Below are 23,385 nucleotides of genomic sequence, written 5' to 3'. Positions count from 1 at the left end.
ATTTGCTAGCGGGGCCTGCGTTTAGTCCGCCTGCCCCCAATCTTTATTACAGGCTTCCCCCCGAAATGATGGACATCAACGAGATTCGCGAATACCTGCCTCACCGTTACCCGTTCCTGCTGGTGGACCGTGTAGTGGACCTCAATGTCGAGGAAAAGCGCATTCGTGCCTACAAGAATGTCAGCATCAACGAACCGTTCTTCAACGGTCACTTTCCCGCGCATCCAATCATGCCGGGCGTGTTGATCATCGAAGCGATGGCCCAGGCTGCCGGTATCCTTGGTTTTAAAATGCTCGACCTCAAGCCTGCCGATGGCACGCTTTACTATTTCGTGGGCTCCGACAAGCTGCGCTTCCGTAACCCGGTCACACCGGGTGACCAGTTGATCCTGGAAGCCAAGTTCATCAGCTGCAAGCGCCAGATCTGGAAGTTCGAATGCCAGGCCTCGGTAGACGGCAAGCCGGTGTGCTCCGCTGAGATCATCTGCGCGGAACGTAAACTATGAGTTTGATTGACCCTCGCGCAATCATCGATCCGTCGGCCGTTCTGGCCGCCGACGTTGAGGTCGGCCCTTGGTCGATCGTCGGCGCAGGTGTTGAAATCGGCGAGGGGACTGTCATCGGGCCGCACGTGATCCTTAAAGGTCCGACCCGCATTGGCAAACACAATCGCATCTACCAGTTTTCCTCGGTAGGCGAAGACACCCCGGACATGAAGTACAAGGGGGAAGAAACGCGCTTGGTAATCGGTGATCACAACATCATCCGTGAAGGCGTGACTATTCACCGCGGCACCGTACAGGATCGTGCCGAGACCACCTTGGGTGATCACAACCTGATCATGGCTTATGCGCATATTGGCCATGACAGCGTGATCGGCAACCATTGCATCCTGGTCAACAATACCGCGCTGGCGGGTCATGTGCATGTTGGCGACTGGGCGATTCTGTCCGGTTTCACCCTCGTGCACCAGTATTGCCATATTGGCGCCCACAGCTTCTCAGGCATGGGGACTGCGATCGGCAAGGACGTTCCTGCATTCGTCACCGTGTTCGGCAACCCGGCCGAGGCGCGCAGCATGAACTTCGAAGGCATGCGCCGTCGCGGTTTCAGCGAAGAGGCGATTCACGCGCTGCGTCGCGCCTATAAGGTGGTCTATCGCCAAGGGTTGACGGTTGATCAGGCTCTGACCGAACTGGCAGAGCCAGCAGTGTTGTTCCCGGAAGTCGCGGCCTTCCGTGACTCGATCCAGGCATCGACTCGCGGCATCACACGCTGATCATGGCTAATCTGCGTATCGCGCTGGTGGCCGGGGAAGCTTCCGGCGACATTCTGGGCGCCGGCCTGATGCGGGCGCTCAAGGCCCGGCATCCTGCGGTGGAGTTTATCGGTGTGGGTGGCCCGCTCATGCAAGCCGAAGGCCTGGTCTCCTACTTTCCGATGGAGCGCTTGTCGGTCATGGGCCTGGTCGAAGTGTTGGGGCGTCTGCGTGAGTTGCTGGCTCGCCGCAAGCTGCTGATAAAGACACTGATCGAAGAAAAGCCTGACGTCTTTATCGGAATCGATGCGCCGGACTTCACCCTCAATATCGAACTCAAGTTGCGTCAGGCCGGGATCAAGACAGTGCATTACGTCAGCCCGTCCGTATGGGCGTGGCGTCAGAAACGCGTGCTGAAGATCCGTGAAGGCTGCGACTTGATGCTGACCCTGCTGCCGTTCGAAGCCCGGTTCTATGAAGAGAAGGGTGTGCCGGTGCGGTTTGTCGGGCATACCCTGGCCGACACCATTCCGTTGCAAGCTGACCGCTCAGCCGCCCGTGCCGAAGTGGGTTTACCCGACGGCCCGCTGGTGGCGCTGATGCCCGGCAGTCGTGGCGGCGAAGTCGGTCGCCTCGGCGCGTTGTTTTTTGACGCCGCCGAACGCCTTCAAACCCTCAAGCCCGGCGTGCGCTTCGTGTTGCCGTGCGCCAACCCGCAACGGCGCGTGCAAATCGAGGCGCTGCTTGAAGGCCGCAACCTGCCGTTGACCTTGCTTGACGGCAAGTCGCACCTGGCCCTCGCAGCCTGCGATGCGGTACTGATCGCCTCGGGCACCGCGACCCTGGAGGCCTTGCTGTACAAGCGCCCAATGGTCGTGGCCTATCGCCTGGCGCCGCTGACTTTCTGGATTCTCAAACGTATGGTCAAAAGCCCTTACATCTCCTTGCCCAACCTGCTGGCTCAGCGCTTGCTGGTGCCGGAGTTGTTGCAGGACGATGCGACGCCCGAGGCCCTCGCGCAAACTCTACTACCCTTGATCGACGGCGGCGAAGAACAGACCCGTGGTTTTGATGACATCCACCGGACCTTGCGCCGTGATGCGTCGAACCAGGCTGCAGATGCCGTGCTGACCTTGATAGGCCACAAACAGGAAGCCTTATGACGAAGCAAATGGGCCTGGATTTCAGCCTGGTTGCCGAAGCTCACGAGCTGGTCGCTGGTGTTGACGAAGTTGGGCGCGGTCCTTTGTGCGGCGCTGTCGTCACGGCGGCGGTGATTCTCGACCCGAACCGTCCAATCCTGGGTCTCAACGATTCGAAAAAACTCACCGAGGCCCGTCGGGAGAAGCTCTACGACGAGATCTGTGAAAAAGCTCTGAGCTGGCATATCGCTCGTGCTGAAGTCGAAGAGATCGACGAGCTGAACATCCTCCACGCGACCATGCTGGCCATGCAACGCGCGGTGGAAGGCCTGCACATTACCCCGAAAATGGCGATGATTGATGGCAATCGCTGCCCCAAACTGGCGATGCCGTCAGAAGCGGTGGTCAAGGGTGATAGCAAGGTTCCGGCCATTGCCGCCGCTTCGATCCTGGCCAAAGTCAGCCGTGATCGTGAAATGGCCGCGTTCGAATTGATTTACCCTGGCTACGGCATAGGCGGCCATAAAGGCTACCCGACGCCCGTTCATCTGGAAGCCCTGGCTCGCCTTGGCCCTACGCCGATCCACCGCCGCTCGTTTGCCCCGGTGCGTCAGGCTTATGAGCTACGTGAGAGCTTCAGCGAGGTTTAGTCGCGAGGCTGATGTTTTTGCCAAGGCCCGGTACAATCCGGCCTTTAAAGCGCAGTAGCTTTAAAGTCCGGATTTCCGGGCCTTGTTGTTTCCACGTATAGAACAGGATCACTATGCCGGCTTCATTCGTTCACCTGCGCCTGCACACTGAATACTCTCTGGTCGACGGCCTGGTACGGATCAAACCGCTGGTCAAAACCCTGGTGGGCATGAACATGCCTGCGGTAGCGGTGACCGATCAGAACAACATGTGTTCCTTGGTCAAGTTCTACAAGAACGCCATGGGCGCTGGTATCAAGCCGATTTGTGGCGCCGACCTGTGGCTGTCCAACAAAGATCCGGATAACCCCCTGAGCCGCATCAGCCTGTTGGCGATGAACGGCGTGGGTTATCGCAACCTCACCGAGCTGATTTCCCGCGGCTTTATCGACGGCCAGCGTAACGGCTCGATCATCATTGAGCGCGAGTGGGTGGCCGAAGCGAGCGAGGGCGTGATCATGCTCTCGGCGGCTAAAGAAGGTGAGGTCGGTATCGCGTTGCTCGGCGGCAACCCGCAGGAAGCCGAAGTGCTGGCCCGTGAGTGGATGGAGGTTTTTCCCAACCGCTTCTACCTGGAAGTCCAGCGTACCAACCGCCCCAATGATGAAGAACATCTGCACGCCGCTGTGGCCCTGGCTGACAAGCTGGGCGCGCCGCTGGTCGCGACCAACGATGTGCGTTTTATCAAGAAAGAAGATTTCGAGGCCCACGAAACTCGCGTTTGCATCGGTGAAGGCCGGGCCCTGGATGACCCGCGCCGTTCGAAGAACTACAGCGAAGAACAGTACCTCAAAAGCGCCGACGAGATGGCCGAGCTGTTCAGCGACCTGCCTGAAGCCTTGGAAAACTCTGTCGAAATCGCCAAGCGCTGCAACATCGAAGTGAAGCTGGGCAAGCATTTTTTGCCCAATTTCCCGATTCCCGATGGCATGACCATCGACGAATATTTCCGCAAAGTGTCCTTCGACGGTCTGGAAGAGCGCCTGAGCGTTCTGCTGCCCAAGGACACCACCGAAGACTACGAGGCCAAGCGTCAGGTCTACGTTGATCGGCTGAATTTCGAGCTGGATATCATTATCCAGATGGGGTTCCCCGGTTACTTCCTGATCGTAATGGACTTTATCCAGTGGGCTAAGAGCAACGGCGTGCCGGTTGGGCCGGGCCGGGGGTCGGGTGCTGGCTCGCTGGTTGCCTATGTGCAGAAGATTACCGACCTCGATCCGCTGGAATATGACCTGCTGTTCGAACGCTTCCTGAACCCGGAGCGGGTTTCCATGCCCGACTTCGACGTTGACTTCTGCATGGACGGTCGCGACCGCGTGATCGAATACGTGGCCGAAAAATACGGCCGCAACGCGGTAAGCCAGATCATCACCTTCGGTTCCATGGCGGCCAAGGCTGTAATCCGTGATGTGGCGCGGGTGCAGGGCAAGTCCTATGGCTTGGCGGATCGTCTGTCGAAGATGATCCCGTTCGAAGTCGGCATGACCCTGGAAAAAGCCTACGAGCAGGAAGAAATCCTGCGCGACTTCATCAAGATCGATGAAGAAGCCGCCGAAATCTGGGACATGGCACGCAAGCTTGAGGGTGTGGTGCGTAACGTCGGTAAACACGCCGGTGGTGTGGTGATCGCGCCGACCAAGCTGACCGACTTTTCGCCGATCTACTGCGACGAAGAAGGCGATGGCCTGGTGACCCAGTTCGACAAGGACGACGTGGAAGCGGCCGGCCTGGTGAAGTTCGACTTCCTCGGCTTGCGAACCTTGACCATCATCGACTGGGCGCTCAAAACGATTAATCGCGAGCGCGCCAAGGTCAACGAAGAACCGCTGGATATCGCCTTTATTCCGCTGGACGACAAGCCGACCTACCAGTTGCTGCAAAAAGCCGAAACCACGGCGGTGTTCCAGCTTGAGTCGCGCGGCATGAAGGAGCTGATCAAAAAGCTCAAGCCGGACTGCCTGGAAGACTTGATCGCACTCGTGGCACTGTTTCGTCCGGGGCCGCTGCAATCGGGCATGGTGGATGACTTCATCAACCGTAAGCACGGCCGCGCCGAGCTGGCGTACCCGCACTCCGACTACCAGTATGAAGGCCTCAAGCCGGTACTGGCGCCGACCTACGGCATCATCCTGTATCAGGAACAGGTGATGCAGATCGCCCAGGTGATGGCCGGTTACACCCTTGGCGGTGCGGATATGCTGCGTCGCGCCATGGGTAAGAAAAAGCCCGAGGAAATGGCCAAGCAGCGCGGCGGTTTCATTGAAGGTTGCGCCACCAACAATATCGACGCAGACCTGGCCGGTAACATCTTCGACCTGGTAGAAAAATTCGCCGGTTACGGCTTCAACAAATCCCACTCTGCTGCCTACGGCTTGGTGTCCTACCAGACCGCCTGGCTGAAAGCCCACTACCCGGCGCCGTTCATGGCCGCGGTACTCTCGGCGGATATGCACAACACCGACAAGGTCGTGACCTTGATCGAGGAAGTGCGCACCATGAAGCTGCGCCTCGACGCGCCGGACGTGAACGCCTCGGAGTTCAAGTTTACGGTGAACGACGAAGGCCGCATCATCTATGGCCTCGGCGCAATCAAGGGCGTTGGCGAAGGCCCGGTAGAAGCGATCACCGAAGCGCGCCAGCATGGGCCGTTCAAGGATATGTTCGATTTCTGTGCGCGGGTTGACCTCAAGCGCATCAACAAGCGCACCCTCGATGGCTTGATCCGCAGTGGCGCACTCGATCGTCTCGGCCCGTATTTCCATGATGAGCCGAAAGCGTATCAGGCCAATATAGACCGCAACCGTGCGGTGCTGCTGGCCGCCATGGAAGAAGCGATCAAGGCTGCTGAACAGACAGCGCGCACCCACGACAGTGGTCATGCCGACTTGTTTGGCGGGCTGTTCGTCGAAGAAGACGCGGATGTATACGCCAACCACCGCAAGGCCAAGGAGCTGACTCTCAAGGAGCGCCTCAAAGGTGAGAAAGACACCTTGGGCCTGTACCTGACGGGTCACCCGATTGACGAATACGAGGGTGAAATTCGCCGTTTCGCTCGGCAGCGCATTATCGACCTGAAACCGGCACGCGATACCCAAACCGTCGCCGGCATGATCATTGCCCTGCGGGTGATGAAAAATAAGAAGGGCGACAAGATGGGCTTTATCACCCTCGACGACCGCTCGGGCCGGATTGAAGCGTCGCTGTTTGCCGACGCGTTCCATTCCGCGCAGTCGTTGCTGCAGACTGATGCGATGGTGGTGGTGGAAGGGGAAGTCAGCAATGACGACTTCTCCGGTGGCCTGCGCCTGCGGATCAAGCGGGTGATGAGTATGGAAGACGCACGCACCAACCTCGCGGAAAGCCTGCGCTTGAAGGTCAAGACTGAAGCGCTCAAGGGCGATCAGCTACGCTGGTTGGGTGACCTGCTCAAGCGCCACCGTGGCGCGTGCCCGGTGACCATGGAGTACACCGGCAACGATGCCAAGGCAATGTTGCAGTTCGGTGAGACGTGGCGAATTGATCCCGCTGATGGCTTGATTCAAGCTTTGCGTGACCAGTTCGGGCGAGACAACGTCTTCCTCCAATACCGTTGACGGTCAGATAGGTCTGATCTCGACTGAACATTTAATCTCGACCTAAACGCGCCGCTCCCTTAAGGTAGGGCGCGAATAGACAACCGGCTGGCCAGGCACTCCTTGGCCGTCGACCCAAGACGGACGCTTATGAACCCGAATTTTCTTGATTTCGAACAGCCGATCGCTGACCTGCAAGCCAAGATTGAAGAACTGCGCCTGGTCGGCAATGACAATTCGCTGAATATCGGCGATGAGATCGCTCGCCTGCAAGACAAGAGCAGCACGCTCACCGAAGACATCTTCGGCAAGCTGACCAGTTGGCAGATCGCGCGCCTGGCTCGCCACCCGCGCCGTCCGTACACGCTGGACTACATTCAGCACATCTTCACCGAGTTCGACGAGCTGCACGGCGACCGCCACTTCTCCGACGACGCCGCCATCGTGGGCGGTATCGCTCGCCTGGACGACCAGCCGGTGATGGTGATTGGTCACCAGAAAGGCCGTGAAGTACGCGAGAAAGTTCGTCGCAACTTCGGCATGCCGCGCCCTGAGGGCTACCGCAAGGCGTGCCGCCTGATGGAGATGGCCGAGCGCTTCAAGATGCCGATCCTGACCTTCATCGACACCCCGGGTGCCTACCCTGGGATCGACGCTGAAGAACGCAACCAGAGCGAAGCCATCGCCTGGAACCTGCGGGTGATGGCGCGCCTGAAAACCCCGATCATCGCCACTGTCATTGGTGAAGGTGGTTCTGGCGGTGCGCTGGCCATTGGCGTCTGCGACCAACTGAACATGCTGCAATATTCGACCTACGCGGTGATCTCGCCGGAAGGGTGCGCCTCGATCCTGTGGAAAACCGCTGAAAAGGCCCCCGACGCTGCCGAAGCCATGGGGATCACTGCTGATCGCCTTAAAGGCCTGGGTATCGTTGATAAAGTCATCGCCGAGCCGTTAGGCGGTGCCCACCGCGACCCGGCTGCCGCTGCTGCGACCATCCGCGCTGAATTGGGCTCGCAACTGGCGATGCTGAAGAAGTTTGATAACGAAGCGCTGTTGGCCCGTCGTTATGAGCGCCTGATGAGCTACGGTCTCTGATCTGACAGGCAAAGCCGTACGAATGTGGGAGCGGGCTTGCTCGCGAATGCGCTGTATCAGTCGACCTATTCAGTGACTGACACACCGCCTTCGCGAGCAAGCCCGCTCCCACATTTGCTTTGTGTATGCTTGGCTGCCGTATTCCAGTTCTGCGCCGGTATTTTTGATGAGCCCTACTTTACCCGCCAAACTCCTGCAAAACCTTGCGCCCTGGCGCAACGCCCCGGCCTGGCATATCGCATTCTCCGGTGGGCTCGACTCCACCGTCCTGCTGCACCTCCTCGCCTCCCTGGCAAACACCGCAACCCTGCCGCCTCTCAGCGCCATCCATATCCACCATGGCCTGCAAGCTGCCGCCGATGCCTGGCCAAGTCATTGCCAAGTTGTATGTGACGAGCTGTGCGTGCCCTTGCGCGTGGTGCACGTGCATGTTCAGTCGGGAGCCAGCCTTGAACGTGCAGCGCGTGATGCGCGCTACCGGGCGTTTGCCGAGGTGACCGGGGCAGGGCAGGTGATGCTCACCGGCCAGCATCGTGACGACCAAGCCGAAACCCTGCTGTTTCGCCTGTTGCGCGGGGCGGGCGTGCGAGGGTTGGCGGCAATGCCCGTGCATCGCCCGTTGGCGGATGGACACTTGGTGCGACCCTTGCTGGATGCCTCGCGTGCTGAGTTGGAGGCCTATGCCCACCAACACCAGTTGACGTGGATCGACGACCCTTCCAACGCCGATTCGCGGTTTTCCCGCAATTACCTGCGCCATCGTGTCGTCCCGGTGCTGGCGGAGCGTTGGCCTCAAGCGGTCGCAAGCCTGGCCCGCACTGCCGAACACCTCAGCGAAGCCCAGGGCCTGCTGGACGAATTGGCATTGATGGACCTGCAAGCCGCCGACCAACCCTCGGCATTTCCCTGGTTGTCCTTGCCGTCGTTGGCCCTTACGCCGTTACGCGAGCTTACCGATGCCCGTCAGCGCAATGCCCTGCGCCATTGGCTCAACCCTCTTACTCGTTTACCCGACAGCGACCACTGGGCCAGCTGGTATTCCCTGCGCGATGCCAAGGGCGACGCGCAACCGCAGTGGTGCCTGGCCGACGGCCAGTTGCACCGTTCTGGCGAGCGCATTTGGTGGCTGCCTTCCGCGTGGTCGGAATTTTCCGACACGTCAGTGAGCTGGTCGCAGCCGCAAAACCCTCTAGAGTTACCTGGCAATGGCCAGCTGAGATTTGCCGGCAAAGCCCCCGCAGGCCCATTGGTGATCCGTTACCGTCAGGGCGGCGAAATCATTGACGTGCCGGGCCGAGGCCGGCGTGACCTTAAGCGTTTGCTGAACGAATGTGGGCTGCCGGGCTTCGTGCGTGGCAGATTGCCGCTGCTCTATCAGGGTGAACAACTGCTGGCTGTCCCCAGCCTTGCGGGGTTATGGGTGACATCGCCGGGCGACTGGCAATTACATTGGATGCCACAGACGTGCGATCAAGGTTTGAGCTGATAGAGCCTTTCCGGTAGACTACGCTCCCTTCTTGATACAACTTCTGTGGATTCGACTGAATTGCAGCAGTTGCCGATTACCAAGCAGTTTTTGCTGGGCGATTCCAAAAAATGTGTAGCGATCAACGTACCGGTGTTTCATTGCTGGTCTGTCACAACGCGGCGGTTTTTTTGAAAGGTGCACTGTGATTAATGCAGGTGATCGGGGGCTTCGGCCTTCCTTCGCTTTCCCCGGCGGCTCGGACCGCTTTAACGCAGACTTCTAGGGTTTTTCATGACGCGCTACATATTCGTCACGGGCGGTGTTGTTTCTTCATTGGGGAAAGGCATTGCCTCCGCTTCATTGGCGGCCATCCTGGAGGCGCGGGGACTTAAGGTCACCATGCTCAAGCTGGACCCGTACATTAACGTTGATCCGGGCACCATGAGCCCGTTCCAGCACGGTGAAGTGTTCGTCACACACGACGGCGCCGAAACTGACCTGGACCTGGGCCACTACGAGCGGTTCATCCGCACGACCATGACCCAGAACAACAACTTCACCACTGGCCGTGTCTACGAGCACGTGTTGCGCAAAGAGCGCCGTGGTGACTACCTGGGTGCAACCATTCAGGTGATCCCGCACATCACCGACGAAATCAAGCGCCGCATCATCAAGGGTGCAGGCGATGCCGACGTGGCGATGGTCGAGATCGGTGGCACCGTGGGTGATATCGAATCCCAGCCGTTCCTCGAAGCCATCCGCCAGTTGCGTTTCGAAGTCGGCGCCAAGCGCGCGATGCTGATGCACCTGACACTGGTGCCGTACATCGCCACTGCCGGCGAAACCAAAACCAAGCCTACCCAGCACTCGGTCAAGGAACTGCGTTCCATCGGCCTGCAGCCGGACGTGCTGGTGTGCCGCTCCGATCACCCGATCGACATCTCCTCGCGTCGCAAGATCGCGCAGTTCACCAACGTTGAAGAGCGTGCGGTGATTGCCCTGGAAGACGCCGACACCATCTACAAGATCCCGGGCATCCTGCACTCGCAAGGCCTGGACGATTTTGTGGTCGAGCGTTTCGGCTTGCAGTGCAATGGCGCAGACCTGTCCGAGTGGGAAGCGGTGGTCGACGCCAAGCTCAACCCTGAGCATGAAGTGACCATCGCCATGGTCGGCAAGTACATGGAGCTGCTGGACGCGTACAAATCGCTGATCGAAGCGATGAGCCACGCCGGTATCAGCAACCGTACCAAGGTCAACCTGCGCTATATCGATTCCGAAGACATCGAAAACCAGGGCACCGCGCTGCTCGAAGGTGTTGACGCGATTCTCGTGCCCGGCGGTTTCGGCCTGCGTGGTGTGGAAGGTAAGATCACCGCGGTTCAATACGCCCGTGAAAATAAAGTGCCGTACCTGGGGATCTGCCTGGGCATGCAAGTGGCCGTTATCGAGTTCGCTCGTAACGTACTGGGCTGGAAAGACGCTAACTCGACTGAGTTCGATCACACCAGCGGCCACCCGGTCGTGGGCCTGATCACCGAGTGGGAAGACGCTACCGGCGCGGTTGAAACCCGTACCGAAAGTTCCGACCTGGGCGGCACCATGCGCCTTGGCGCGCAAGACTGCCTGCTGGAGCCGGGCTCGCTGGTTCACGATTGCTACGGCAAGGACGTGATCGTCGAGCGTCACCGTCACCGTTACGAAGTGAACAACAACCTGCTGCCGCAGATCAAAGAAGCCGGCCTGAAAATCTCCGGTCGCTCCGGTGATGGCAAGTTGGTTGAAGTGGTCGAGGCGCCGGATCATCCGTGGTTCGTGGCCTGCCAGTTCCACCCTGAGTTCACCTCGACGCCGCGCGATGGTCACCCGTTGTTCAGCGGTTTCGTTAAAGCAGCACTGACGCAACATCAGAAGAAGGCGTAAACCTGATGGCCCAGAAGATCATTCGCGTAGGCGACATCGAGATTGCCAACGACAAGCCCATGGTGCTGTTCGGCGGCATGAACGTGCTGGAAAGCCGCGACATGGCGATGCAGGTCTGTGAAGAGTACGTAAAGGTTACCCAGAAACTCGGTATCCCTTACGTGTTCAAGGCCAGCTTCGACAAGGCCAACCGTTCGTCCGTGATCTCCTATCGCGGTCCCGGCCTTGAAGAAGGCATGCGGATCTTCCAGGACATCAAGCAAGCCTTCGGCGTGCCGATCATCACCGACGTCCACGAGCCTGAACAGGCTGCCGTGGTCGCTGAGGTGTGCGACATCATCCAGCTGCCGGCCTTCCTGTCGCGCCAGACCGATCTGGTCGTGGCGATGGCCAAGACCGGCGCTGTGATCAATATCAAAAAAGCCCAGTTCCTCGCGCCCCAGGAAATGAAACACATCCTGAACAAGTGCGTGGAAGCGGGTAACGACCAGTTGATCCTCTGCGAGCGTGGTTCGAGCTTCGGCTACAACAACCTCGTGGTGGACATGCTCGGTTTCGGCATCATGAAACAGTTCGAATACCCGGTATTCTTCGACGTGACCCACGCGCTGCAAATGCCCGGTGGTCGCGCCGATTCTGCTGGCGGGCGACGTGCCCAGGTGCTGGACCTGGCCAAGGCGGGCATCAGCCAGTCGCTGGCGGGCCTGTTCCTGGAAGCTCACCCGGACCCGGACAATGCCAAATGCGACGGCCCTTGCGCCCTGCGCCTGGACAAGCTGGAGCCGTTTCTGGCCCAGCTCAAGCAGTTGGACGAACTGGTCAAGAGTTTTCCGACAGTAGAGACCGCGTAAGCGCCATTTCTCCGGTAGACTTTCCCTCGCTTTACGCTCAGGCCTGCGGGCCTGAGCCTTGTCGCCTGCAAGCCTGCCCCGTTGTTCCACCCTTGCGGTCGGTCAAAAGATTTCCTTCAGCTGCGTCGTTTTCGTCAACTTTGGAGTGTTTACAACAATGGCAAAAATCGTCGACATCAAAGGTCGTGAAGTTCTCGACTCCCGTGGCAACCCCACCGTCGAAGCCGACGTGCTTCTCGATAACGGCATCATCGGCAGCGCTTGCGCGCCGTCCGGTGCTTCTACCGGTTCGCGCGAAGCGCTGGAACTGCGTGATGGCGACAAGAGCCGTTACCTGGGCAAGGGTGTACTCAAGGCTGTAGGCAACATCAACGGCCCGATCCGTGACCTGTTGCTGGGCAAGGACCCGCTGGACCAGAAAGCTCTGGACCACGCGATGATCAAGCTCGACGGCACCGAAAACAAAGGCAGCCTGGGCGCCAACGCCATCCTCGCCGTGTCCCTGGCTGCTGCCAAGGCTGCTGCACAGGATCAGGACCTGCCGCTGTACGCACACATCGCCAACCTGAACGGCACCCCGGGTGTTTACTCGATGCCGGTGCCGATGATGAACATCATCAACGGTGGCGAGCACGCCGATAACAACGTCGACATCCAGGAATTCATGGTGCAGCCGGTTGGCGCCAAGACCTTCTCCGAAGGCCTGCGCATGGGCACCGAGATTTTCCATCACCTCAAAGCTGTGCTGAAGGCCCGTGGCCTGAGCACCGCCGTGGGTGACGAAGGTGGTTTCGCCCCGAACCTGGCGTCCAACGAAGATGCACTGAAAGTGATCTCCGAAGCCGTGGCCAACGCGGGCTACAAGCTGGGCACCGACGTGACCCTGGCTCTGGACTGCGCCGCCAGCGAGTTCTACGAGGACGGTAAATACAACCTGTCCGGCGAAGGCCATGTGTTCACCTCCGAAGGTTTTGCTGACTACCTCAAAGGCCTGACCGAGCGCTATCCGATCATCTCGATCGAAGACGGCCTGGACGAGTCCGACTGGGCAGGCTGGAAAGTCCTTACCGACAAGCTCGGCGAGAAGGTCCAACTGGTGGGTGACGACTTGTTCGTGACCAACACCAAGATCCTGAAAGAAGGCATCGACAAGAAGATCGCCAACTCGATCCTGATCAAGTTCAACCAGATCGGAACGCTGACCGAAACCCTGGAAGCCATCCAGATGGCCAAGGCTGCGGGCTACACCGCCGTGATCTCGCACCGCTCCGGCGAAACCGAAGATTCGACCATTGCCGATCTGGCCGTGGGCACTTCGGCTGGCCAGATCAAGACCGGTTCCCTGTGCCGTTCCGACCGTGTTTCCAAGTACAACCAATTGCTGCGTATCGAAGAGCAACTGGCAGGTAAAGCCAAGTACAACGGTCGCAGCGAGTTTCGCGGCTGATTGCTCCTTGATGGTAAAGCACGGTAAAAAGTCAGCGGATTACGTCGGAAAAACACGATAGAGTGGTTTTCGACGCTAATCTGAAGGCTAGCAAGCACAAGCCTGGTTCATCCAGGCTTCGTGCTATCAGTTGCTTCAAAAGTTTTACATGGCTGTCTTTTTTTACTGGATACCCGGATTTCGATGCGCAGTCCCAATTGGTTGTTCCTCGTCTTGCTCTTGTTGCTGGCTGGCCTGCAGTACCGCCTATGGGTCGGTAATGGCAGCTTTGCGCAGGTGAAAGAGCTGACCCAGCAAATTGCCGATCAGCACGCCGAAAACGAAATCCTGCTGGAGCGCAATCGCGTCCTTGATGCCGAAGTGCTTGAGCTGAAAAAAGGTACCGAGACCGTTGAAGAGCGGGCTCGTCATGAGTTGGGCATGGTCAAGGAGGGCGAAACCCTCTACCAGTTGGCCCAATGAACCATTCGTTACCGGCCTTCTGGGCCGTGATTCCTGCCGCGGGCGTCGGTGCCCGTATGGCCGCGGACCGTCCCAAGCAATATTTGCAACTGGGCGGGCGCACTATTCTTGAGCACAGCCTCGGCTGTTTTCTCGACCACCCAGGCCTCAAGGGGCTAGTGGTCAGTCTTGCTGTAGATGATCCCTATTGGCCGAACCTGCCTTGCGCCAGCGACTCGCGTATCGTGCGCGCGGATGGCGGCGACGAGCGCTCGGGGTCGGTGCTAAATGCGTTGTTGCAATTGAATGCCCTGGGCGCCAGTGATGACGATTGGGTGCTGGTGCACGATGCGGCGCGGCCTAACCTGAGTCGTGACGACCTCGACAAACTCCTGGCTGAACTGGCGGATGATCCGGTCGGCGGCTTGCTGGCCGTGCCAGCGCGCGACACCCTCAAGCGCGTCGACAAACACGCTCGCGTAGTGGAAACCGTGGATCGCAGCCTGATCTGGCAGGCGTATACGCCGCAGATGTTCCGCCTGGGCGCCTTGCATCGTGCCTTGGCTGATAGCCTGGTGGCCGATGCGCTGATCACCGATGAGGCCTCCGCGATGGAGTGGTCCGGCCAGGCGCCGCGATTGATCGAAGGACGCTCCGACAATATCAAGGTGACCCGGCCGGAAGATCTGGAATGGCTGCGGCTGCGGTGGGCGAACCGCAGGTAGTCAGTTAAACCGCATCTTCAACTGCTGTACTCCGGCCGCTCAGCCAACCCCTCCTTCAAGAAATCCACCAATTTCCTGACCTTGGGCGACAAATGTCGCTGCTGCGGATACAGCGCCCACACCGCCGTGTTTGGCGGTTGATGTGCCTCCAGCAACGGCACTAGTGCGCCAGTGTGCAGATGCTCCAACACGTAATAGTCCGGCAACTGACACAACCCTACGCCTTGCAGCGCGGCATCCAGTACCGCCTGCCCACTGTTGCAGCGCCAGTTGCCCTGCACGCGTTGAGAAAATTCGCGCCCTTCCTGGGCCAGTTGCCAGATATCCGAGCTGCCGATCAGGCAGTTATGTCGACTCAATTCCGACAAGCTATGTGGCCGACCATACCGCGCAAGGTAGGACGGCGACGCGCACAGGTACATGCGTCGAGGGGCCAGGCGGCTGGCGACCATACGCGAATCTTGCAGGCGACCCAGGCGGATCGCCAGGTCGAGGCCTTCATGCACCAAGTCCAACTGGCGATTGCTCAATTCAATATCCACGCGTAATTGCGGGTAGAGGCCCATGAACCGTGTGACCAACGGCACGATGAAGCGCTCGCCGTACGCCACCGCGCAGGTCATGCGCAGCATGCCCTTAGGTTCGCTGGTGAGGTCACCCACTGCGCGCAAGGCTTCTTCGCGACCGTCCTGTAAACGCTGGCAGTGTTGCAGGAAAGTCTGGCCGGCCTCGGTTAGGGTCACCTTGCGGGTGCTGCGATACAGCAAGCGCGTCTGTAGCCGCTCCTCCAGGCGTGCAACCTGGCGGCTAATGTGCGAAGACGACACGCCCAGGCGCTCAGCTGCCGCTGTGAATTGGCTGCATTCGGCCACCGCAACAAACTCATCAATGCCTTCCCAGCGGTTTTCCAACATGTCGATTATCCCTGTACAGCAATAAAGTTTTGCTTTTGTTCGGATTATTAATCACTGGAGCATGTTTTACACTGACGGTCTCAGTTTTTAACTCCCTGGAGAAACCCGGATGATCAAGTCCCGCGCCGCCGTAGCCTTTGAAGCGAAAAAGCCCCTTGAGATTGTTGAAGTGGACGTCGCCATGCCCAAGGCCGGCGAGGTGCTGTTGCGCGTGGTCGCATCGGGTGTGTGCCATACCGACGCCTACACGTTGTCGGGCGCTGACCCGGAAGGCATCTTTCCATCGATCCTTGGTCATGAAGGCGGTGCGGTGGTCGAAGCGATCGGCGAAGGTGTGACCTCGCTCGCCGTTGGTGACCACGTGATCCCGCTGTATACCCCGGAGTGCGGCAAGTGCAAATTCTGCCTGTCGGGCAAGACCAACCTGTGCCAGGCCATTCGTTCTACTCAGGGCAAAGGCCTGATGCCCGATGGCACCACGCGTTTCTCCTACAAAGGCCAGCCGATTTTCCACTACATGGGTACGTCGACGTTCTCTGAGTACACGGTGCTACCGGAAATCTCCGTGGCCAAAATCCCTAAAGAAGCGCCACTGGAAAAAGTCTGCCTGCTGGGTTGTGGCGTCACCACCGGCATCGGTGCGGTGATTAACACGGCCAAGGTGAAGCCGGGCGACACCGTGGCGATCTTCGGCCTCGGTGGCATTGGTCTGTCGGCCGTGATCGGTGCGGTGAAAGCCAAGGCGGGTCGCATCATTGCCATCGACATCAACCCGGCAAAGTTTGAAATCGCTAAGCAACTGGGCGCCACCGACTGCATCAATCCGAAAGACTACGATCGCCCAATCCAGGACGTAATCGTCGACCTGACAGACGGCGGCGTGGACTTTTCCTTCGAGTGCATTGGCAATGTGCAATTGATGCGCGCGGCCCTCGAGTGCTGCCACAAAGGTTGGGGTGAGTCGGTGATCATCGGTGTTGCCGGTGCCGGCCAGGAAATCGCCACTCGTCCATTCCAATTGGTGACCGGGCGCGTCTGGCGCGGTTCGGCGTTCGGCGGCGTGCGCGGTCGCACCGAACTGCCAAGCTACGTGGAAATGGCCCAGACCGGCGAGATCCCGCTGGACACCTTCATCACCCACACCATGGGCCTGGAAGACATCAACAAAGCGTTTGAGTTGATGCATGAAGGCAAGAGCATTCGTACCGTCATCCATTTTTGAGGTCGGCCATGAGTCTGGAAAACCTGTCCTGCCAGAAGAGCTTCGGCGGCTGGCATAAACGCTACAAGCATCATTCCGACGTGCTCGGTTGCGACATGGCCTTTGCTGTCTACCTACCGCCACAAGCGGAGCAGGGCGGTAGGCTGCCGGTGTTGTACTGGCTGTCCGGATTGACCTGCACCGATGAAAACTTCATGCAGAAGGCTGGTGCCCAGCGCATGGCCGCCGAGCTTGGCTTGATTATCGTCGCGCCGGACACCAGCCCGCGCGGGCCGGATGTGCCGGGCGACCCGGATAACGCTTGGGATTTTGGCCTGGGTGCGGGCTTTTATCTGAATGCTACCCAGGAACCTTGGGTCAAGCACTATCGGATGCATGACTACGTGGTGAAGGAATTGCCTGCTTTGGTTGAAGCGCATTTCCCTGCCTCGGATAAACGCGGCATCAGCGGTCACTCCATGGGCGGCCACGGGGCGTTGGTGTGTGCCCTTCGCAACCCTGGGCGTTACCAATCGGTGTCGGCGTTTTCGCCGATCAACAACCCGATGGATTGCCCGTGGGGTCAGAAAGCCTTCTCCCGCTACCTGGGCGAGGAGCGCTCTAAATGGCGTGAGTGGGATGCCTGCGTATTGATCAGCGAAGCCTCGGAAAAACTGCCATTGCTGGTGGACCAAGGCGACCGCGACGATTTTCTCGCCGTGCAGCTCAAGCCCGAGGCCTTGATGCAGGCAGCCAAGGCGGCCAACCACCCGCTCGAACTGCGCCTGCAGCCTGGCTATGACCACAGCTACTTCTTTATCGCCAGCTTTATCGAAGATCATTTGCGACATCATGGTCGTGCTTTGCTCGGTTAATGTGAGGCAAAAGTAGGTAGAATCACGCCCTGAATTAAATCGGGGCGTTTTTTTATGCGTATTGGCCACGGCTATGATGTGCACCGTTTCGCTGAAGGCGATTTCATCACCTTGGGCGGCGTGCGCATCGCACACCACCATGGGTTGCTGGCTCATTCTGACGGCGACGTTGTGTTGCACGCCTTGAGCGATGCTTTGCTCGGCGCGGCGGGGTTGGGCGATATCGGCAAGCACTTCCCGGACACTGACCCGACCTTCAAGGGCGCGGACAGCCGTGTCTTGCTGCGCCATGTGGTCGGCCTGATCCACGCCAAAGGCTGGAAGGTCGGCAACGTCGACAACACCATCGTCGCCCAGGCGCCGAAAATGGCCCCGCATATCGAATCGATGCGCGCTTTGATTGCCGCAGACCTGCAAATTGAATTGGATCAAGTTAACGTGAAAGCCACCACCACCGAAAAGCTCGGGTTTACCGGTCGGGAAGAAGGCGTCGCGGTACACTCCGTTGCCTTGTTGCTGCGCGCATGAATGACTTGGAATTGCTGGGCCCACGGGCCTATGGCGAGGCTTTGGGCAGCGCGGTCCTGAAGGCGACGGCTGAAGATTTCCAAGTAGACGAAGTGCTGGATATCCCGCTGACCGGCGACGGTGAGCACCTGTGGCTGTGGGTCGAAAAGCGTGGTCTGAATACTGAAGAGGCTGCGCGGCGCATCGCCAAGGCGGCCGGCGTACCGTTGCGCACCGTCAGTTATGCCGGGCTCAAGGACCGCCAGGCGTTGACCCGCCAGTGGTTCAGCGTGCAACTGCCGGGCAAGGCCGACCCGGACATGAGCGGTGCGGAAAACGACACCCTCAAGATCCTTAAAATGACCCGCCACAAGCGCAAGCTGCAGCGCGGTGCGCATGCCGCCAATGGTTTTACCTTGCGCCTGACCCAGTTGGCCGGCGATACCGTCGCCATCGACGCGCGTTTGCAACTGATTGCCCAGCACGGCATACCTAACTACTTCGGCGCCCAGCGCTTTGGCCACAACGGCGGCAACGTGGTGGACGCGCGTCAATGGGCGGCGCGCAAGGCTTTGCCGGAGCAGCGCAATGTGCGTTCGCGGTTGCTGTCGACCGCGCGTAGCTTTTTGTTCAACAAAGTGTTGGCGGCACGTGTCGCGGACGGTTCCTGGCAGCGCGCCCAGATTGGCGACCTGCTGGCGTTTACCGACAGCCGCAGTTTTTTTCCGGCCGGGGAGACTGAATGCAGCGACCCACGCCTGGCGATTCTGGACCTGCACCCAACCGGGCCACAGTGGGGCGAAGGCGATTCGCCGGCCAGCGGTGCAACGCATCAGTTGGAGCAAGCGGTCGCCGCCAGTGAAGCCGACCTGCGTGATTGGCTGGTGAATGCCGGCATGAGCCAGGAGCGGCGCATTCTGCGACTGCCCATTGGCGGGTTGACGTGGCATTATCCCGGTCCTGACATTCTGCAATTGGAATTCGTCCTGCCGGCCGGATGCTTCGCCACTGTCTTGGTGCGCGAGCTTGTTGATCTGGTGCCGGTGGGGCAGACGGACAGCCCATGCGTATTCTGATATCAAACGATGACGGTGCCACCGCACCTGGCCTTGCCGCGCTTTACGCTGCGCTGCAAGATTATGCCGAGTGTGTGGTGGTCGCCCCGGACCAGGACAAAAGCGGCGCCAGCAGTTCGCTGACGCTCGATCGTCCGTTGCACCCGCAGGTTCTGGCCAATGGCTTTATCAGCGTGAATGGCACCCCTACCGACTGCGTGCACTTGGCAATCAACAGTTTGTTGGATCAGGAGCCGGATCTGGTGGTGTCAGGCATCAACCTGGGCGCTAACCTGGGCGATGACGTGTTGTATTCCGGCACCGTGGCGGCGGCCCTTGAAGGGCGCTTTCTGGGCCGAACCTCGTTCGCCTTTTCCTTTGCTTCGCGGCAATTGGATAACCTGGCGACGGCGGCGTATTTCGCGCGCAAGCTGGTGGAGGCCCACGGTTCCCTGGACTTGCCACCGCGGACGGTGCTCAACGTTAATATCCCCAACCTGCCCCTCGACCATATTCGCGGTATCCAGCTAACGCGCTTGGGCCATCGCGCCCGTGCGGCCGCGCCATTGAAGGTGGTCGATCCGCGTGGCAAAGAGGGATATTGGATCGCGGCAGCCGGCGACGCCGAGGACGGTGGCCCAGGCACGGATTTTCATGCGGTGATGCAAGGTTATGTTTCGATTACTCCGTTGCAGCTTGATCGCACCTTCAGTGATGCCTTCAATAGTCTCGATGGCTGGCTCGAGGGGCTGCGTTAATGGCGCGTGAACACGACGATTTGCTGCGCCGTGGCATCGGGATGACCTCTCAGCGTACCCGCGAGCGTTTGATCCAGCGTCTGTACGAAGAAGGGCTATCAAACGCCCAAGTGCTGGAAGTCATCCGGCGCACACCGCGCCACCTGTTCGTCGACGAAGCGCTGGCCCACCGCGCCTATGAAGACACCGCGTTGCCCATCGGCCACAACCAGACCATCTCGCAGCCTTATATGGTTGCGCGCATGAGTGAGCTGTTGCTGGCGGCGGGGCCGTTGGACAAAGTGCTGGAGATCGGCACGGGTTCGGGTTACCAGACCGCCGTGCTGTCGCAACTGGTGGAGCGGGTGTTCTCGGTGGAACGCATCAAGGTCCTGCAGGACCGTGCCAAGGAGCGCCTGGTGGAGTTGAACCTGCGCAACGTGGTGTTCCGCTGGGGAGATGGTTGGGAAGGTTGGCCGGCCCTGGCGCCGTATAACGGCATCATTGTCACCGCCGTTGCCACCGATGTTCCGCAGGCGTTGCTTGATCAACTGGCGCCCGGCGGGCGGCTGGTCATCCCGGTGGGGGCCGGCGAAGTGCAACAATTGATGCTCATTATCCGAGAAGACGAAGGTTTTTCCCGGCATGTGCTGGGCGCTGTGCGCTTCGTACCGTTGCTCAATGGCCCGCTGGCCTGATCATTTATTCGCAGGCAGTGAATTCTGTTGGTGGGGATGTGTCTTACAGCGGAGCTTATTGAGTCAACATGAATGGCGTCCGACTTTAAATATGATGAATTTTTCGTCTCAGTCGTGTGCCGGTAAAAACTCAATGCCCAGTTATACTTGCGTCATATTTCAAGCCTGATACAGGCGTTCATGTTCAGCCACCACAAAGGGAGCGGCGGGTGAGTCTCACAGGTCTTGCGCAGCGTATGAGTAAAACAAGTTTTCAGCGACTGGTGCTTGGCCTTGTCTTGAGTTCCTTACTGGCTGCTTGTTCGAGCACGCCTTCCGGGGGCGCGCGGGTAGTTGACCGTAATAAAGCAGTGCCGCAAAAACCGACGGTCACCACCGGGCAGTATGTAGTGCGAAAGGGGGACACGATGTTCTCGATCGCCTTCCGCTACGGCTGGGATTACAAGGCACTCGCAGCGCGTAATAACATTCCTGTGCCCTATACGATACATCCGGGACAGACCATTCGTTTCGATGGGCGCAGCGGTTCGGCACCTACGGCAGTTGTGACAAAGTCCGGATCTTCGCCCTCGTCTTCGAGCAAAACCACGATCATCACGCGCCCCGCAGGCACCGCCGTGCCTACGGGTTCGAGCAAGCCAGCCCCCGCTCCATTGCCACCTGCTGGCCCTGCGCCGACCGGTTGGGGGTGGCCTTCCAATGGGGTATTAATTGGAAAATTCTCTTCAAACGGTAGTTTGAATAAAGGCATTGATATCGCCGGAGATTTGGGACAGCCTGTTTTAGCTGCGTCTGATGGGACAGTGGTTTACGCCGGGAGTGGTTTGCGGGGCTACGGCGAGCTGGTCATTATCAAACACAGCGATACCTACGTCAGTGCTTACGGTCACAACCGTAGGCTGTTGGTTCGGGAGGGGCAGCAGGTCAAGGTCGGACAGACAATTGCCGAAATGGGGTCAACTGGTACGGACCGGGTGAAACTGCACTTTGAGATTCGCCGCCAAGGGAAGCCTGTAGATCCACTGCAATTCCTACCCCGCCGTTGATGTGTTGCACAGCCTGTTCCCTCGCGTAGAAGGAACAGGCTCCAGCGCTGCCAAGGATAAAGGCGCCGCTTGAGCTTGAGGTCGAACTCACCAAAGGACTATAACAATGGCTCTCAGTAAAGAAGCGCCGGAGTTTGACATCGACGATGAGGTTCTCCTTGAAATGGAGAGTCTCACCGAAAAGGAATCGATGTCGAATGATGAAGGGTCTGCACCTTCAGTTCGCACCAAATCCAAGAACTCCACTGCGTTAAAGCAACACAAGTACATTGACTACACGCGGGCGCTCGACGCAACGCAGCTGTACCTCAATGAAATTGGCTTCTCCCCTCTGCTCACTCCCGAAGAAGAAGTTCATTTTGCGCGCTTGTCGCAAAAGGGTGATCCGGCTGGGCGCAAGCGCATGATTGAAAGCAACCTGCGGCTGGTGGTGAAAATCGCCCGACGCTATGTCAATCGTGGCCTGTCGCTGTTGGACCTGATCGAGGAGGGCAACCTGGGCTTGATCCGGGCGGTGGAGAAGTTCGACCCCGAGCGGGGCTTCCGTTTTTCGACCTACGCCACCTGGTGGATTCGCCAGACCATCGAACGGGCGATCATGAATCAGACCCGTACGATCCGGTTGCCGATCCATGTCGTCAAGGAGCTTAACGTCTACCTGCGGGCGGCACGTGAGCTGACACAAAAACTCGATCATGAACCTTCGCCTGAAGAAATCGCCAACCTGCTTGAGAAACCGGTAGGCGAGGTCAAGCGTATGCTCGGCTTGAACGAGCGCGTGTCTTCGGTCGATGTCTCGCTGGGTCCGGATTCGGATAAAACCCTGCTAGACACCCTGACGGATGATCGTCCGACAGATCCTTGTGAGCTGTTGCAGGACGATGATCTTTCGCAAAGCATTGACCAGTGGTTGTCGGAGCTCACGGACAAGCAGCGTGAAGTAGTGATTCGCCGCTTTGGCCTGCGTGGCCATGAGAGCAGCACCCTGGAGGATGTAGGCCTGGAGATTGGTCTTACGCGTGAGCGAGTCCGGCAGATCCAGGTAGAGGGCCTTAAGCGCTTGCGTGAGATCCTCGAGAAGAACGGCTTGTCGAGTGAGTCGTTGTTCCAGTAACGACGCCGCTTAAATATGGGAAGGGGCTTGCTCCCGATGGCAGTGTGGCAGTCAGCTGATGTATTGACTGGCCCGTCGCCATCGGGAGCAAGCCTTTTTTTGTGCGGGGTATTTTATCCGGGCATGCCCAAACTTCAGGCATAAAAAAACCCCGCTTTTAAGGGCGGGGTTTTTTCGACTAAGTCAGTACAAGTTAGATAACTTGAACTTCTTCAGCTTGCATGCCTTTCTGACCGCGGGTAGCGATGAAAGAAACCTGTTGGCCTTCTTTCAGGCTTTTGAAGCCGTCGGATTGGATAGCTTTGAAGTGAACGAACAGGTCGTCACCGGATTGTGGAGTGATGAAGCCGAAGCCTTTTTCATCGTTGAACCACTTAACGGTACCAGTTTGGCGATTAGACATGGTGTATCTCCTTGGACAAAGTTAACTGCGACTCAGGAAAAGCCCTGGCCGAGACTGAGTGCAAAGAGCAGGAAAAATTCTTGGAGATGGTTGGATCGAAATTCAACATATCGTGTAGAGATTCTCAGTGACACAAGCAGCACAGTGGCGCCACCTTAACCCTTTTTCCGGAACGTGCCAATGGTATTTCCTAAGGTTTCTCTATTTTCGTGACTGGC

Annotated in this window: 22 protein-coding genes; 20 read left to right on the top strand and 2 right to left on the bottom strand. The window is 58.7% G+C overall.

The genetic code is table 11. From position 1 onward, the window contains the following. Positions 1-65: 65 nt before the first annotated feature. From fabZ to ispD, 12 genes are all read left to right on the top strand, one after another. Complete coding sequence (gene fabZ, locus FW764_RS13080) at positions 66-506, top strand: 3-hydroxyacyl-ACP dehydratase FabZ (RefSeq protein ID WP_003172281.1); 441 nt, start codon at positions 66-68, stop codon at positions 504-506. After that, complete coding sequence (gene lpxA, locus FW764_RS13075) at positions 503-1,279, top strand: acyl-ACP--UDP-N-acetylglucosamine O-acyltransferase (protein WP_446434284.1); 777 nt, start codon at positions 503-505, stop codon at positions 1,277-1,279. The genes fabZ and lpxA overlap by 4 nt, the downstream gene beginning before the upstream one ends. Positions 1,280-1,281: 2 nt before the next feature. After that, entirely contained in the window at positions 1,282-2,421 is a 1,140-nt protein-coding gene (gene lpxB / locus FW764_RS13070) for a lipid-A-disaccharide synthase (RefSeq protein ID WP_446434283.1), read from the top strand. After that, a complete protein-coding gene (rnhB, locus tag FW764_RS13065; protein WP_446434282.1) occupies positions 2,418-3,050 on the top strand; it encodes a ribonuclease HII in 633 nt (210 codons plus the stop codon). The genes lpxB and rnhB overlap by 4 nt, the downstream gene beginning before the upstream one ends. 113 nt (positions 3,051-3,163) lie before the next feature. Then, on the top strand, positions 3,164-6,685 hold the full coding sequence (gene dnaE, locus FW764_RS13060) for a DNA polymerase III subunit alpha (protein ID WP_446434281.1): 3,522 nt from the start codon (positions 3,164-3,166) through the stop codon (positions 6,683-6,685). A 129-nt stretch (positions 6,686-6,814) separates the two neighbouring features. After that, positions 6,815-7,762, top strand: coding sequence for an acetyl-CoA carboxylase carboxyltransferase subunit alpha (locus tag FW764_RS13055; protein ID WP_064451162.1), 948 nt, complete (start codon positions 6,815-6,817; stop codon positions 7,760-7,762). A 166-nt stretch (positions 7,763-7,928) separates the two neighbouring features. Beyond that, on the top strand, positions 7,929-9,248 hold the full coding sequence (gene tilS / locus FW764_RS13050) for a tRNA lysidine(34) synthetase TilS (protein ID WP_446434280.1): 1,320 nt from the start codon (positions 7,929-7,931) through the stop codon (positions 9,246-9,248). Between the two features lie 273 nt (positions 9,249-9,521). Next, on the top strand, positions 9,522-11,153 hold the full coding sequence (locus FW764_RS13045) for a CTP synthase (RefSeq protein WP_106577157.1): 1,632 nt from the start codon (positions 9,522-9,524) through the stop codon (positions 11,151-11,153). 5 nt (positions 11,154-11,158) lie between these two features. Beyond that, positions 11,159-12,004 carry a 3-deoxy-8-phosphooctulonate synthase gene (gene kdsA, locus FW764_RS13040; RefSeq protein WP_446434279.1) on the top strand — a complete coding sequence of 282 codons (846 nt, stop codon included), beginning with the start codon at positions 11,159-11,161 and terminating at the stop codon, positions 12,002-12,004. Between the two features lie 157 nt (positions 12,005-12,161). After that, positions 12,162-13,451, top strand: a complete 1,290-nt coding sequence (gene eno, locus FW764_RS13035) for a phosphopyruvate hydratase (protein ID WP_446434278.1) — start codon at positions 12,162-12,164, stop codon at positions 13,449-13,451. Positions 13,452-13,634: 183 nt separating this feature from the next. After that, positions 13,635-13,913, top strand: coding sequence for a cell division protein FtsB (gene ftsB, locus FW764_RS13030; RefSeq protein WP_058412406.1), 279 nt, complete (start codon positions 13,635-13,637; stop codon positions 13,911-13,913). After that, positions 13,910-14,617 (top strand): 2-C-methyl-D-erythritol 4-phosphate cytidylyltransferase, encoded by a 708-nt coding sequence (gene ispD / locus FW764_RS13025; protein ID WP_446434277.1) that lies wholly within the window; start codon positions 13,910-13,912, stop codon positions 14,615-14,617. Before ftsB ends, ispD begins: the two co-directional genes overlap by 4 nt. Before the next feature lie 17 nt (positions 14,618-14,634). On the opposite strand, the gene FW764_RS13020 is transcribed toward ispD, so the two are convergent. Further along, on the bottom strand, positions 14,635-15,531 hold the full coding sequence (locus FW764_RS13020) for a LysR substrate-binding domain-containing protein (RefSeq protein WP_446434276.1): 897 nt from the start codon (positions 15,529-15,531) through the stop codon (positions 14,635-14,637). A 109-nt stretch (positions 15,532-15,640) separates the two neighbouring features. Between FW764_RS13020 and FW764_RS13015 the strand changes: the two genes are divergently transcribed. From FW764_RS13015 to rpoS, 8 genes are all read left to right on the top strand, one after another. Beyond that, positions 15,641-16,753 (top strand): S-(hydroxymethyl)glutathione dehydrogenase/class III alcohol dehydrogenase, encoded by a 1,113-nt coding sequence (locus tag FW764_RS13015; RefSeq protein ID WP_446434275.1) that lies wholly within the window; start codon positions 15,641-15,643, stop codon positions 16,751-16,753. A gap of 8 nt (positions 16,754-16,761) precedes the next feature. Next, positions 16,762-17,607, top strand: a complete 846-nt coding sequence (fghA, locus tag FW764_RS13010; protein ID WP_446434274.1) for an S-formylglutathione hydrolase — start codon at positions 16,762-16,764, stop codon at positions 17,605-17,607. A gap of 54 nt (positions 17,608-17,661) precedes the next feature. Continuing rightward, a complete protein-coding gene (gene ispF, locus FW764_RS13005) occupies positions 17,662-18,135 on the top strand; it encodes a 2-C-methyl-D-erythritol 2,4-cyclodiphosphate synthase (RefSeq protein WP_446434273.1) in 474 nt (157 codons plus the stop codon). Beyond that, on the top strand, positions 18,132-19,190 hold the full coding sequence (truD, locus tag FW764_RS13000; protein WP_446434272.1) for a tRNA pseudouridine(13) synthase TruD: 1,059 nt from the start codon (positions 18,132-18,134) through the stop codon (positions 19,188-19,190). The genes ispF and truD overlap by 4 nt, the downstream gene beginning before the upstream one ends. Further along, on the top strand, positions 19,178-19,927 hold the full coding sequence (gene surE / locus FW764_RS12995; protein WP_414188793.1) for a 5'/3'-nucleotidase SurE: 750 nt from the start codon (positions 19,178-19,180) through the stop codon (positions 19,925-19,927). Before truD ends, surE begins: the two co-directional genes overlap by 13 nt. A gap of 41 nt (positions 19,928-19,968) precedes the next feature. Then, positions 19,969-20,604 (top strand): protein-L-isoaspartate(D-aspartate) O-methyltransferase, encoded by a 636-nt coding sequence (locus FW764_RS12990; RefSeq protein ID WP_431751939.1) that lies wholly within the window; start codon positions 19,969-19,971, stop codon positions 20,602-20,604. A gap of 209 nt (positions 20,605-20,813) precedes the next feature. Beyond that, on the top strand, positions 20,814-21,650 hold the full coding sequence (locus FW764_RS12985; protein WP_446434271.1) for a peptidoglycan DD-metalloendopeptidase family protein: 837 nt from the start codon (positions 20,814-20,816) through the stop codon (positions 21,648-21,650). A 106-nt stretch (positions 21,651-21,756) separates the two neighbouring features. Continuing rightward, a complete protein-coding gene (rpoS, locus tag FW764_RS12980) occupies positions 21,757-22,764 on the top strand; it encodes an RNA polymerase sigma factor RpoS (RefSeq protein ID WP_446434270.1) in 1,008 nt (335 codons plus the stop codon). Positions 22,765-22,957: 193 nt separating this feature from the next. Here rpoS and FW764_RS12975 read toward each other — a convergent pair whose 3' ends face one another. Continuing rightward, positions 22,958-23,167, bottom strand: coding sequence for a cold-shock protein (locus tag FW764_RS12975; protein ID WP_002554837.1), 210 nt, complete (start codon positions 23,165-23,167; stop codon positions 22,958-22,960). Positions 23,168-23,385 lie beyond the last annotated feature (218 nt).

It is taken from the genome of Pseudomonas sp. 1152_12, assembly GCF_052850675.1.
This window is presented reverse-complemented; position numbering and strand designations above follow the sequence as displayed.

Coding starts and splice junctions, on each gene's coding strand:
- fabZ (WP_003172281.1), top strand. CDS start 66: ATGATGGACATCAACGAGATTCGCGAATACCTGCCTCACCGTTACCCG.
- lpxA (WP_446434284.1), top strand. CDS start 503: ATGAGTTTGATTGACCCTCGCGCAATCATCGATCCGTCGGCCGTTCTG.
- lpxB (WP_446434283.1), top strand. CDS start 1,282: ATGGCTAATCTGCGTATCGCGCTGGTGGCCGGGGAAGCTTCCGGCGAC.
- rnhB (WP_446434282.1), top strand. CDS start 2,418: ATGACGAAGCAAATGGGCCTGGATTTCAGCCTGGTTGCCGAAGCTCAC.
- dnaE (WP_446434281.1), top strand. CDS start 3,164: ATGCCGGCTTCATTCGTTCACCTGCGCCTGCACACTGAATACTCTCTG.
- FW764_RS13055 (WP_064451162.1), top strand. CDS start 6,815: ATGAACCCGAATTTTCTTGATTTCGAACAGCCGATCGCTGACCTGCAA.
- tilS (WP_446434280.1), top strand. CDS start 7,929: ATGAGCCCTACTTTACCCGCCAAACTCCTGCAAAACCTTGCGCCCTGG.
- FW764_RS13045 (WP_106577157.1), top strand. CDS start 9,522: ATGACGCGCTACATATTCGTCACGGGCGGTGTTGTTTCTTCATTGGGG.
- kdsA (WP_446434279.1), top strand. CDS start 11,159: ATGGCCCAGAAGATCATTCGCGTAGGCGACATCGAGATTGCCAACGAC.
- eno (WP_446434278.1), top strand. CDS start 12,162: ATGGCAAAAATCGTCGACATCAAAGGTCGTGAAGTTCTCGACTCCCGT.
- ftsB (WP_058412406.1), top strand. CDS start 13,635: ATGCGCAGTCCCAATTGGTTGTTCCTCGTCTTGCTCTTGTTGCTGGCT.
- ispD (WP_446434277.1), top strand. CDS start 13,910: ATGAACCATTCGTTACCGGCCTTCTGGGCCGTGATTCCTGCCGCGGGC.
- FW764_RS13020 (WP_446434276.1), bottom strand. CDS start 15,531: ATGTTGGAAAACCGCTGGGAAGGCATTGATGAGTTTGTTGCGGTGGCC.
- FW764_RS13015 (WP_446434275.1), top strand. CDS start 15,641: ATGATCAAGTCCCGCGCCGCCGTAGCCTTTGAAGCGAAAAAGCCCCTT.
- fghA (WP_446434274.1), top strand. CDS start 16,762: ATGAGTCTGGAAAACCTGTCCTGCCAGAAGAGCTTCGGCGGCTGGCAT.
- ispF (WP_446434273.1), top strand. CDS start 17,662: ATGCGTATTGGCCACGGCTATGATGTGCACCGTTTCGCTGAAGGCGAT.
- truD (WP_446434272.1), top strand. CDS start 18,132: ATGAATGACTTGGAATTGCTGGGCCCACGGGCCTATGGCGAGGCTTTG.
- surE (WP_414188793.1), top strand. CDS start 19,178: ATGCGTATTCTGATATCAAACGATGACGGTGCCACCGCACCTGGCCTT.
- FW764_RS12990 (WP_431751939.1), top strand. CDS start 19,969: ATGACCTCTCAGCGTACCCGCGAGCGTTTGATCCAGCGTCTGTACGAA.
- rpoS (WP_446434270.1), top strand. CDS start 21,757: ATGGCTCTCAGTAAAGAAGCGCCGGAGTTTGACATCGACGATGAGGTT.
- FW764_RS12975 (WP_002554837.1), bottom strand. CDS start 23,167: ATGTCTAATCGCCAAACTGGTACCGTTAAGTGGTTCAACGATGAAAAA.